The sequence below is a fragment of the Bacillus sp. ISL-46 genome (assembly GCF_018613205.1).
The window spans coordinates 14,613-26,992 of the sequence record NZ_JAGGQR010000024.1 but is presented as its reverse complement, the minus strand read 5'-3'; the positions used below and the strand labels follow the sequence as shown (position 1 = coordinate 26,992).

Annotated in this window: 9 protein-coding genes; 8 read left to right on the top strand and 1 reads right to left on the bottom strand. The window is 35.7% G+C overall.

The window, feature by feature from the left end; all coding sequences use genetic code 11:
* The first annotated feature begins 54 nt into the window (after positions 1-54).
* The 8 genes from J7E67_RS14055 to J7E67_RS14020 all read left to right on the top strand — a co-directional run bounded on the left by J7E67_RS14055 (position 55) and on the right by J7E67_RS14020 (position 10,343).
* Positions 55-1,473, top strand: coding sequence for a carbohydrate ABC transporter permease (locus J7E67_RS14055; RefSeq protein ID WP_308161404.1), 1,419 nt, complete (start codon positions 55-57; stop codon positions 1,471-1,473).
* Entirely contained in the window at positions 1,473-2,309 is an 837-nt protein-coding gene (locus J7E67_RS14050; protein WP_214713632.1) for a sugar ABC transporter permease, read from the top strand. Before J7E67_RS14055 ends, J7E67_RS14050 begins: the two co-directional genes overlap by 1 nt.
* A 248-nt stretch (positions 2,310-2,557) precedes the next feature.
* Positions 2,558-3,535: a LacI family DNA-binding transcriptional regulator gene (locus J7E67_RS14045; RefSeq protein ID WP_251026771.1), complete on the top strand. Its 978-nt coding sequence runs from the start codon at positions 2,558-2,560 to the stop codon at positions 3,533-3,535.
* A 125-nt stretch (positions 3,536-3,660) separates the two neighbouring features.
* On the top strand, positions 3,661-5,286 hold the full coding sequence (locus J7E67_RS14040) for a glycoside hydrolase family 13 protein (protein WP_214732157.1): 1,626 nt from the start codon (positions 3,661-3,663) through the stop codon (positions 5,284-5,286).
* Positions 5,287-5,621: 335 nt separating this feature from the next.
* Positions 5,622-5,876, top strand: coding sequence for an HPr family phosphocarrier protein (locus J7E67_RS14035; protein WP_374102958.1), 255 nt, complete (start codon positions 5,622-5,624; stop codon positions 5,874-5,876).
* Positions 5,877-6,524: 648 nt separating this feature from the next.
* Entirely contained in the window at positions 6,525-7,508 is a 984-nt protein-coding gene (locus J7E67_RS14030; protein WP_214713552.1) for an ROK family glucokinase, read from the top strand.
* A 39-nt stretch (positions 7,509-7,547) separates the two neighbouring features.
* Entirely contained in the window at positions 7,548-7,736 is a 189-nt protein-coding gene (locus J7E67_RS14025; RefSeq protein ID WP_214713551.1) for a hypothetical protein, read from the top strand.
* A gap of 1,659 nt (positions 7,737-9,395) precedes the next feature.
* Positions 9,396-10,343, top strand: a complete 948-nt coding sequence (locus tag J7E67_RS14020; protein ID WP_214732156.1) for a site-specific integrase — start codon at positions 9,396-9,398, stop codon at positions 10,341-10,343.
* A gap of 568 nt (positions 10,344-10,911) precedes the next feature.
* Here the strand turns inward: J7E67_RS14020 and melA are convergent.
* Positions 10,912-12,249, bottom strand: coding sequence for an alpha-glucosidase/alpha-galactosidase (gene melA / locus J7E67_RS14015; RefSeq protein WP_214732155.1), 1,338 nt, complete (start codon positions 12,247-12,249; stop codon positions 10,912-10,914).
* Positions 12,250-12,380 lie beyond the last annotated feature (131 nt).

The window sequence follows — 12,380 nt, the reverse complement described above, 5'->3', positions numbered from 1 at the left end:
TAAGGGGTTAATGCCTGGAGAGTCCAGCCTCTCATTTCAAAAGGAGGGTGAAAAATGAATACGACAGCTCGAAAATATGTAGATGATCAACTGCCTATCTCGCAAAAGTATGAATCAAAGAATAGAAAAAAATCTTCTAAATCACCGCAACCAGCTAAAAAATCATTCCTGACAAAGCCTAGAATGGCTGCTATACTTTCCGGATTATTTATGGGACTTGGACAGCTGTATAATCGACAAATCGTAAAAGGATTGAGTTTTTTAGCACTGGAATTGTATCTGCTTATATTTTGGACGGTCCCTTTCCAATGGGCTATGTGGGGGATTACAACATTAGGGGAAACACCTCAGCATCGGGTCGGGTTTAAAATTGTTCAGGGTGACCATTCCATTTTCTTATTAATTAACGGAATCATATTTTTAATTTCATCCCTACTTTTCCTATGGTTCTATTATTTAAATATTCGGGATGCCTCTAAGGTTGCCGTTAGAAATGAAAAGGGAATTAAACCTAATAACGCAAAAGAGATGTTTAAAAACATATGGGAAAATGGCTTTCCTTATATTTTGTTAACACCCTCTGTTCTATTTACAGCTTTTCTAACCATTCTTCCATTATTATTTGGTATTTTAATTGCATTTACAAATTATTCAGCACCCAATCACCTGCCGCCAAAGCACTTAGTGGATTGGGTAGGATTTGATACCTTTATTCAGCTGTTTCAAATGAAAACATGGAGTGCCACTTTTTATGGTGTGTTTTCATGGACCGTTGTTTGGGCCATTATTTCAACTGCTACCACTTTTTTCTTAGGACTTTTTTTCGCTGTATTACTTAACCAGCAAGGAATTAAATTGAAAAAGTTTTGGCGAAGCATTTTTATCCTGCCATGGGCGATTCCACAGTTTGTTTCGATTTTAATCATGAGAAACATTTTTAATGGTGAATTTGGTCCTTTAAATCGTTATTTAATGGACTTGGGTGTGATTCAGCATGCAATCCCTTGGTTATCCGATCCATTATGGGCGAAAATGACACTTATTGTTGTCAATATGTGGTTTGGCTTTCCCTTCTGGATGGTATTAATGAGCGGAGTATTAACAAGTATAGATAAAGAAATATACGAAGCAGCAGATGTGGATGGTGCATCACCAATACAAAAATTTTGGAAAATTACCATGCCGTTGATGATGTTTGCGACTGCACCACTTGCGATCATGTCTTTTGCAGGAAATTTTAACAACTTTAACATTATTTATTTAATGACAGAAGGCGGACCTGTCAATGTGGATTATAGCTATGCCGGATCGACAGACATTTTGATAAGCTGGATTTATAAACTGACACTGGACAATAATCAATTTGCAATGGCTTCTGTCGTCTCCATATTGATTTTCGTTGTGATTGCTACATTCTCCATTTGGAACTTTAGAAGAACAAAAGCCTTTAAAGAGGAGGATATGATGTCATGATGGGATTAAGCTTAAAAAAGAAAATTAGCCATACCGTTATTTATACTATTTTAATCATAACAACGGTATTTATTTTATACCCTGTCATTTGGATTCTAACTGGTTCTATGAACCCAGGAAACTCTTTATTCTCTACTCGTTTAATTCCTGATTCTATATCATTTGTACATTATCAATATCTATTTAAAGAAACGGATTATCTATTATGGTATAAAAATACGTTGAAAATTGCATTCGCGAATACGATATTGTCTACGCTTCTAGTTGTAACAGCAGCTTATGCTTTTTCCAGATTTCGTTTTCCCGGAAGAAAACAAGGTTTAATGACCATGCTTGTTTTGCAAATGTTTCCTAGCTTTATGGGCATGATTGCTATCTATATCCTATTATTGCAAATGAATTTACTCGACAACCATTGGGGACTCGTTCTCGTTTATGCCGGAGGATCGATTCCATTTGGTGCGTGGCTTGTGAAAGGGTACTTTGACGGTTTCCCAAAAAGTCTTGAAGAAGCAGCAAAAATTGACGGTGCCAGCCATATGACGATTTTCTATAAAATCATGATGCCACTTTCAAAACCTATTCTAGTCTTTGTGGCGGTTACAAACTTTATTGGACCGTGGATGGACTTTATTTTTGCAAAGCTTGTTCTACGTTCTGATCAAAAGAAAACATTGGCTGTTGGGCTGTTCGAGATGGTAACCGGCCGCGGGAATACAGAGTTCACTAACTTTGCTGCCGGTGCTGTGTTAGTAGCTGTACCAATTACGATTTTATTCTTTATATTCCAGGATCATCTTACAGAAGGACTGAAAGCAGGGGCAAATAAAGGTTAATGATGATTGATCTCCCTTAATCGTTGTTGTTATTAGTAAAAGAGAAGGAATGAAAAATGATCGCTTCAATTACTAGCAGGTGATGCGTCAGAATCTCGCTTCTTCTCTTTTCGAATAGTTAGGTAGTTCTTTAGTTTATCATAATTCAGAACATACAAATAATAGGGGGGTGTAAAGCTGTTGAAGAAGTTTTACACATGTGGTAATGTTTATTAGTAAAACGTTTACGTGAAAGTTGGTGATAGATAATGGTTACTATTAAAGATGTAGCAAAACAAGCAGGTGTATCTGTCGCGACTGTTTCTCGTATTTTGAATAACCTACCAGGCTACTCTGAAAAAACGAAACAGCGGGTAGAACAAGTGATTGAATCGATTGGCTATCAGCCTAACGCTGTTGCCCGGGGTTTGATTAATCGTGAAACAAAAACAATTGGCGTCCTTGTCCCCGATGTATCACAGCTATTTGCAAATGAGGTTCTGGCAGGGGTTGAGGAACGTGCTCATGAGCTTGGTTATACTGTGATGATCTGTAAAACAAACTATCGTACAAGGGATTATTTACAAACTTTGTATGAAAAACGTGTAGATGGAATTATTATGGTGAGTGGCACGATTACGCCTGATGAATATAAACAGATAGAAATGATGAAGGTACCGGTAGTATTAGTCGCAACCCAAACAAACTATCCTATACGATTTTTAAAAGTGGATGATTATCAAGCTTCATATGATGCTGCAGCCTATCTAATTAAAAAGGGTCATTCTCGTATTGGGATGATTGCAGGAACAAAAGAAGATGCTGTCGCGACCATTCCACGTGTAAAAGGATTTACGGATGCGTTAAATGACGCTGGTATAAAAGTAACCAATGAAATGGTTACGCACGGCGATTATCATTTTAAAAGTGGAATAGAATGTATGGATCAATTATTAAGCAATGATCCGTCCATTACAGGTGTATTTTGTGCAAGTGATGAAATGGCTGCAGGTGCATTATCTTTTTTATATAAACAAGGAATCAGAGTTCCAGAAAAACTATCGGTTATTGGGTTTGATAACACTCCAACGGCTGAAAAGGCGATTCCTCCACTTACGACGGTAGCGCAGCCATTATACGAAATGGGAAGGTCCTCCGTTCAGCTATTATTGGATCCATATGTAATTGTGAATCAGATTTTTCCCCATCGAATAGTTGAACGTGACACGGTCCGTTCCTTAAAATAAGATTCAGTATTTTGTAACGTTGAGTGAAAATGATGGATTTATTACTTTCACTCAACGTTATAAAATCGCTTAACCGTAAACGTTTACGTTGAAATATGAATATAAGAAATGAAAGGAAGATCAATATGGAGAAAAAATGGTGGAAAGAGAGTGTCGTATATCAAATATATCCTCGCAGCTTTATGGATAGTAACGGTGATGGAATTGGTGATTTAAAAGGTATTATAAGCAGATTAGAGTATTTAGAAAAACTGGGGATTACTGCCATTTGGCTTAGCCCAGTCTACCAATCACCAAATGATGATAATGGCTATGATATTAGTGATTATCAAGATATAATGACAGAATTTGGCACGATGGATGACATGGATGAGTTGATTAAGAAGGCTGAACAACGAAACATTAAAATCATAATGGATTTAGTTGTTAACCACACATCAGATGAGCACAAGTGGTTTATCGAATCTCGTAAAGGTAAAGACAATCCTTATCGTGATTATTATGTCTGGAGAGACCCCGTACACGGTGAAGCACCTAATTCACTCAGATCAACGTTTAGTGGTTCAGCCTGGGAGTATGATGAAGAGACGGGTCAATATTATTTACATCTATTCAGCAAAAAACAACCAGACTTAAACTGGGAAAACGAAAAAGTCAGACAAGAAGTATGGGATATGATGAATTTTTGGCTAGAAAAAGGTGTTGGTGGATTTCGGATGGATGTGATTGATTTAATCGGTAAAATTCCAGATGAAGAAGTAACAGGAAATGGGCCAAGATTACACGATTACTTGCAAGAAATGAATCGGGAAACCTTTGGAAAACACGATGTGTTAACAGTTGGAGAAACCTGGGGGGCAACGCCAGAAATTGCCAAGCTTTATTCTGATCCAAAACGTAATGAGTTATCCATGGTCTTCCAATTTGAACATGTTTGCCTGGACCAACAACCCGGTAAAGAAAAATGGGACCTTAATCGGTTAGAGGTAGAGGAATTAAAACAGGTCCTTAGTAAATGGCAAACATCCTTAGGGAATGAGGGTTGGAATAGTTTGTTTTGGAACAACCACGATTTACCTCGAATTGTGTCCCGGTGGGGAAATGATACAACGTATCGAGTGGAAAGTGCAAAAATGTTTGCAATTTTGCTTCACCTAATGAAGGGAACACCTTACATCTATCAAGGTGAAGAGATTGGCATGACGAATTGTCCTGTAAAAGATATAAGTGAAGTCGATGATATTGAAAGCATGAATATGTACCATGAGCGTTTGGCAAACGGTTATGAAAAAGAAGATATAATTGCGTCAATCAACGCAATGGGACGCGATAACGCTAGGACACCAATGCAATGGGATGATTCACAAAACGCTGGATTTACATCTGGTACCCCTTGGTTACATGTAAATCCAAATTTTGATGAGATTAATGTAAAAGCAAACCTAGAAGATTCCAAATCTATTTTTTACTGCTACCAAAAATTAATTCAATTAAGAAAAGAAAATTCAATTGTTGTCTGGGGAGACTTTGAATTAGTAATGGATGTACCTGAGCAAGTCTTTATGTATTTACGCCATTATGAAGGCCAAACCTGGGCTGTTGTTGCAAACTTTAATGAAGAGGTAACAACAGTAGAACTATCGGATTTTGGACAAAGTGATTATGTAATTATCAGTAATTATGAAAGATCAGTGATTGACTTTAAGCAACTTGATTTAAAACCGTACGAAGCATTTGCTGTGAAATTATGACTTTGGCTGAATTTATATTTATTAAAAATGTTCCTGTGACTTGGGACGATACTATCGTACCAAATGGTGAAATTGGGGAATATATATTACGGTGACCCTCATAGTTCCATCAGCTGGGAAGAACACTCGAACTACACGGATGATAAGTGTGTATAGATTGTACAGAAAACCAATCAACATTCCTGAAGATTAGCAAGGAAAATCATTAAAAGTAACATAAGGTAAGATTGATAATGTCGAAGAAACTTACTGTCTGGGGAACATTTAACTAAAAAAGGACAGCTAAAATAGCTAGAATGCTAGTGTTACATAAAAGTTTAAAAGGGGTGAAGAAAGTGGAAAAGATTGTAGTACATCTTCAAGATGGAATTCAGGCAAGAAAAGCCACCGAATTTGTACAAATAGCATCTTCATTCGTAAGTGAGATTAGCCTAATTAAAGACGAAAAATCTGTAGACGCTAAAAGTATTATGGGAGTAATGAGCCTAGCAATTAGAAAAGGTGAAGAAGTAGCCATCATTACAAATGGAAACGATGAACAAAAAGCCGTTGTAGTCTTAGGAGATTTCCTGCTAAGCGAAAACTATTGAGTTTAATAGATAAATTATTAGTTATTTTCATATCTATAATGTTCCAAAAGACGATGAAAGGTTTGAATAGGTTGATGATTTATCAGTTATAAGGATATTATGGACGAGTTTGGCACAATATCGGACTTTTAACAACTGCTTGAAAAAGTTCATTAGCGCGATATGTAATTGATTTTAGACTTAGTCATAAATCATCTGATTTATGACATCCTTGCTTTATTGAGTCCCGTTCATCCAAAGATAATCCGAACGAGATTGTGTATATTTGGGGAGATGGTAAAAACGGCAGGGAACCAAACAATGCGGGAGTTTATTTTCAGCTATCCAGCCTGGAAGTAGGATAAAGAATCAGACCAATATTTTATGCATTTTTATTCTTCCGCTAGACTGATTTAAAATTAGGAAATCCAGAGGTAAGAAACTCCCTGTATCCATGATTATTCGTGGTCTGTAAAGGTATGGATGATTTCCGAATTGACGGGATTTCGTATAAAAATAAGAGACTGATATTTCCTCTTTTCTGTAAATTAGGCAGTAATAAGCGATTGTCATTAATATTATTCGTGAAAAATCATTAGTAAAGATAAATTGAGGCAAAAAAAGTAGGTAATTATTGAAAATTATATAACTGAAAAAGAGTGATTGTTGATGGATGAAAAATGGTTAGTTGGTGTAGATGTAGGCGGTACCACAATTAAATTGGCATTCATAAGTCTGCATGGTGATATCAAATATAGCTGGGAAATAGCTACCGACAAAAGAGTAAAAGGGCGTTATATTCCTGCTTTGATTGCAAGTTCGATTGACCAAAAGTTAAACGAATTAAATCAAACCAAAAATCGTCTTATTGGAATTGGAATCGGAGCCCCGGGTCCCGTTAATGTCGAAGATGGTTCAATTGAAGTGGCTGTTAACTTAGGATGGGAGAACTTCCCGCTACAAAATATTCTAGAGATAGAAGCATCCTTGCCAGTTGTTGTAGATAATGATGCCAATATTGCTGCAATCGGCGAAATGTGGAAGGGTGCTGGTAAAGGGGCTAAGAACTTAATTTGTGTAACATTAGGAACGGGTGTAGGTGGTGGGATTATTGTGAATGGTGAGATTGTGCACGGGGTGAATGGAGCGGGTGGTGAAATTGGTCATATTACATCTGTTCCGAAAGGAGGTTCAGCTTGTAATTGTGGGAAATCGGGATGTTTAGAAACTGTTGCGTCAGCAACAGGAATTGTCCGTTTAGCACAAAAGGAACTATCTTTTACTGATTGTACTAGTAAATTAAGGGACTTTTATGAGGAAAAGCAAACCCTAACAGCCAAGAAAGTTTTTGATACTGCAAACGAAGGGGATGAAATTGCTAAGCAAATCATTCAACAGGTTGTATATCACTTAGGACTGGCTCTTGCCAATTTAGCTAATAGCTTAAATCCAGAAAAAATTGTACTAGGAGGCGGAGTTTCAAAAGCAGGTGGCACACTTTTGGGACCTTTGAAAGAGGAATTTATTTCTTTTGCTTTTCCAAGAGTGGCTCAAGGTGTTGAGATTGTTACTGCAACACTAGGAAATAATGCAGGCGTAATTGGAGGAGCGTGGCTGGTAAAAGAGAAACTGTTGATAAATTTAAATAAATGAAATGTGCATTCCTTTGAAAAAATTAGGGGGGCGGTTTTGTTGAAATCAAATCAAGAAACCCTTGAAGATTTAAAAAAAGAATTGCTTCGAATCGGTTCAACGAATCAAAGGGATTATGATTTAATGAAGAGGAAAAACCAAGTATTTAGTACAACTATTTGTCGAAGATTAAAATTATGTTGGCCAAGGGTTGTCGAGAAAACAGGGCTAATATCTTTAAAGAGATAATAGTACCAATTTTTATCATTCAAAACCTCGTCATATTTTTTCTATATTTTGTTCAATTAAGTAATCTTAATAAAAATTGGTAAATCATATTCCATTCGTTCAAATACATTCATGATTTTGTAATGTGCCGTGAGTTACATAAAATAATTAATGAAAAGTTTTCGTGTGTAGTAAAAATATTAAGATTACTTTTTACAAAGTGCCTTATATTTAGATGGATTAAATAGCATCCCCAGTGGCATGCTTTTGGCATCCAACTTAAAATAATCAGCGATAATTTTTGATTATTAGAAAATACAATAGGTAGCAAACCACTTGATAAATAAACATTTATAGAAACTGTCGGTAACACTAAATAACTAGAAAGAATACAAGACTCGTCCTTGACAGGGTTGAGGTCATATACAATAACGCAGATTAATGGTCAATTTCGTAATATGCTAAACAGTAAAAATTTAATAAAGTAAATAAAATAATCTGCAGACCACTTAAAACAGGATCTGCAGATGATGTCGGTAACAAGGGTTTGGTGCCGAATAGAAATAAAGTGGTAACATTTTGGTCACGAACTCAAAATAACTAACGATAATAATTAATAACAAAATTAATAAAATTGACGTAAAACCCTTTAAGAATAAGGATTGCTAATAACTATTGATACTTAAAAATAACTTTAAATAACACTTTTCCTCTAACTTCAAAACTGTCTATGTCAATAACAAATTTACTCATTTATAATAAATCAAAAAGTCTCGAAAAGTATTTACGAGACTTTTTGTATTTGTGAAGAAATTTTACTCCCTGCAAGTGCTAGGGGACGATAGGAATATTAATTTCTCACAAAATAAATATTATATATCGACATATATGTTATAAATTTCATATATTATATAATTGTTGTTATTTCCGATTATATAGTATATTGCATTATTACTATTAAATATAAATCATATTAATATGATTATTTAAACTCAGAGATAAAAGGTAAGCGGATATTGTATCTTTAACAATAAATGATCTTTTTAAAAGAGGAGACAAATATTTGTATATACAATCTTTTTTCTTTAATTCTCAAACAATTAACCTACAACGAATTTACATGTAGGATTGTACATAAAAGAAAAGATAAATGCGCTAGAGAGTAAATCTCCAGCTCCAAAATTAATAAGGGATCTTTTGTTATTTAATTTAAAACATCTAGATAATATTAAATATTAGACTTTCAATATTGGTTTAACATGTTTGGTGATTTACAGCTATTGCAAATAAAAATTAAAGGAATAGAGAGAGAGTTTTCCCATAAGCAATCTTGCAAAAGGGCACTCAAAAAAGAAGTAACCTGAATTCCCATTTGATATTCATCACCATGCGGTATAATTGTAACCCCCCCTTGATTCAAATTCCTGAATTCACATGTTTGTGTGCATCTTTGTGACGAGTTCCTTCTATTAATTCGTGATCTATTTTTATTTTCATTATAGTCTCGACTAATTATTAAAGTGATTATTAGATGTTACCGTTTTTGAATTATCACTGCTAATATTTGAATTCAAATCATGGATTTTACTCTATTTTGTTTACGAAAATGCTAAGTTCCGATAATATATAGTTATCGGAACTTAGAACCGGAAAAACCAGCCGTTAAGGAGGTTCGATATTATGTTAACTGAAAGTGGAAAATTTCTTCAGATTGACAAAGAAACGCTGGAAAATATTAAATTCTACATACAAAACTCTAAAAGTAGTAACACCCAGAGAAGTTACGCGTCGGATTGGAAGCATTTCACAGAGTGGTGTGAGTTGAATGGACGTGATCCTCTTCCGGTATCTGCTGGCACGCTTTGCCTTTATTTATCGGAATTGGCCTCAACACATAAATATTCGACCATACGAAGACGAGTTTCTTCTATTAATATGGCGCATAAATTCAAACATCTTCTTCCACCTTCCAAGGAAGTGGAGGTTCAAGCCTTATTGGAAGGAATTAAAAGAGAAATCGGTACTCGGCAAGAACCGAAGAAGGAATTGATGATACAGGTCCTTCCGGCCCTAATCGATAAGATTGACACCTCGACTCTTATTGGTGTACGAGATAAGGCCATCCTTTTGTTAGGATTTGCCCTGGCGAGCAGGCGTTCAGAATTGGTATCTATTAACATAGAAGATTTAGAAATTAACGAATTTGGAATGGACGTAAGGGTTCGCAAAACTAAAACGAAGAATGATGATCTTATAAAAGGTGTTGTTTATACGTACAATGAATTTTGTCCAGTTAAGGCAACTAAAGAATGGATTAAAATAAGTAAAATCACTACTGGAGCGTTGTTTCGGTCAATTGATCGGCATGGAAATATCAAGGAGAGGTTGAGTGATAAATCCGTAGCACTCATTATAAAGAAATATATCGGGGAACTTGGGATGGATGCAAACGACTTTGCTGCACATAGTTTGAGAAGCGGGCTTTCAACAAGTGCTGCCATGATGGGAATGACAGAAATTGCTATTATGAAACAAACAGGTCATAAAACCAGAGAGATGGTTGATCGCTACGTTCAGGCAGGCTTACGATACAAAAACAATGCGAGCAGCATTCTGAAAAATTTATAGTTTACAATTTTTAGCACGCTGGAGATTTGCATTGAAAAATGGAGAATTTATTGGAAGACCTAAATCCGTTATATGAAGAGTGGTTTAAAGAGCTTTCTTCCAAATTAAAATGAATGAATCAACTGGTAAATCAATTATAAATAGATTTAATGACATTTATAGTAGTGTTAAAATTAATGTTTAATAAACCATTTTGCTGAAACGGCTTGAAAAAATATTTATTTGAAGCCAGTTTAGATGGTATTAAGTTTGGTGTTGGTCCTGAAACTACTTTTCTATAATTCCTAGTATTAATATTAGTATTAAAGTTAATATTTAAAATTATTTTGCAAAATGCATTTTTTTATAAGAGAAAAAACATGGTAAAAAACTTTAGGTGATTCCCAAGCAGTTGAGGCTAATTTTTAATGGGTTTTTAACCCTATAACTGGTGTACATTCTTATTTACAAATGCAATCACAGCTACTTATATGAAGGGGGAACAAAAAAGCCCAATTTCTCAATTTTAATTCTGAGAAATTGGGCTCAATTTTATTTATATAGGGATGCTAAACTACCAGCAAAACATTTACACCGTTAAGGAAATTCCGGAATAAGTCTTACGACCTTCAAATTTTGGAATCCAGTCACCGTGTGCATCAATTAAATCATCGCACATCGCAATAATGTCATCCATTGATAATTCAGCGGCCGTATGAGGGTCAAGCATTGCTGCCTGATAGATGTGTTCTCTCTTTTTCGTTGCTGCTGCTTCAATTGTTAAAAGCTGTGTATTAATATTTGTACGGTTGAGGGCTGCTAACTGTTCTGGAAGATCACCTACATAGCAAGGGTTGATGCCACTACGGTCAGCAACGCATGATACTTCAACAACAGCTTTTTCCGGTAAATTGCTAATTAGGCGCCCCTTATTTAAAACGTTCCCGCCAAATTTAAATGGAACATTCGTCTCAATCGCTTCAATAATACGGGAACCATATTCGTGAGAACGAGTATGGGTAAGCTGCGCATTATTGACTATCTCGTCGCGCATTTTTTCCCAGCGTTCAATTTGCTCTACACAACGACGCGGATACTCATCTAGAGGGATATTGAATTTCTCAATTAATTCCGGATAATTGCGTTTAATGAAATACGGATGGTACTCAGCATTATGCTCAGATGATTCAGTTACGTAGTATCCGAATTTGTCCATTAACTCGAAGCGGACCATATCATCATGTTTTGTTTGTTGTTTTTCTCTCGCAAGACGTTTAATTTCCGGATATAAATCTTTCCCGTCGCGTTTGATCTCAAGGAGCCAGGCCATATGATTGATACCAGCTATTTTTTCTTCAACACCTTCATGATCCAGACCTAAGGATTTAAAGAGGTGCTCGCTACAAACTTGTACACTGTGACATAATCCAACTGTTTTAACATTTGTATAGCGCAGCATTGCTCCTGTTAATGTTGCCATCGGATTTGTGTAATTTAAAAACAGGGCATCCGGACATGCCTCTTCGATATCCTTAGCGAAATCCCACAAAACCGGAATGGTACGAAGCGAACGGAAAATTCCGCCAATCCCGATTGTGTCAGCAATTGTTTGACGCAGGCCATATTTTTTAGGTATTTCAAAATCTATAACGGTGCTTGGTTTGTAGCCACCAACTTGAATGGCATTAATAACGTATTTTGCTCCTCGCAATGCTTCTTTGCGATCCGAATACGCTTTCACAACTATGTTTGCTTGTAAGCTTTGTTTTAAATTATTTAACATATTTTCCGAGTCTTTTAAGCGTTGCTTGTCTATATCAAATAATGCGAACTCGAACCCAGCTAATGCGGGAACGGACATACAGTCACCAAGAACATTTTTTGCAAAAACGGTACTTCCTGCTCCAATAAACGTGATTTTTGACATAAATTTACCTCCTATAAGGTGAAGCCGGGAATGCCTATAGAATCTTCTAATAGGATAAAAAATTGCTTAAATACCAAATTCATTCCCCGTATTCATCTTTGTATTTTTTGTTGTTATAATAATATTAAAAC

Excerpts from the sequence above, each read along its gene's own strand:
- J7E67_RS14040 (WP_214732157.1), top strand. The coding sequence starts at position 3,661 with ATGGAGAAAAAATGGTGGAAAGAGAGTGTCGTATATCAAATATATCCT.
- J7E67_RS14050 (WP_214713632.1), top strand. The coding sequence starts at position 1,473 with ATGGGATTAAGCTTAAAAAAGAAAATTAGCCATACCGTTATTTATACT.
- J7E67_RS14020 (WP_214732156.1), top strand. The coding sequence starts at position 9,396 with ATGTTAACTGAAAGTGGAAAATTTCTTCAGATTGACAAAGAAACGCTG.
- J7E67_RS14045 (WP_251026771.1), top strand. The coding sequence starts at position 2,558 with ATGGTTACTATTAAAGATGTAGCAAAACAAGCAGGTGTATCTGTCGCG.
- J7E67_RS14030 (WP_214713552.1), top strand. The coding sequence starts at position 6,525 with ATGGATGAAAAATGGTTAGTTGGTGTAGATGTAGGCGGTACCACAATT.
- melA (WP_214732155.1), bottom strand. The coding sequence starts at position 12,249 with ATGTCAAAAATCACGTTTATTGGAGCAGGAAGTACCGTTTTTGCAAAA.
- J7E67_RS14055 (WP_308161404.1), top strand. The coding sequence starts at position 55 with ATGAATACGACAGCTCGAAAATATGTAGATGATCAACTGCCTATCTCG.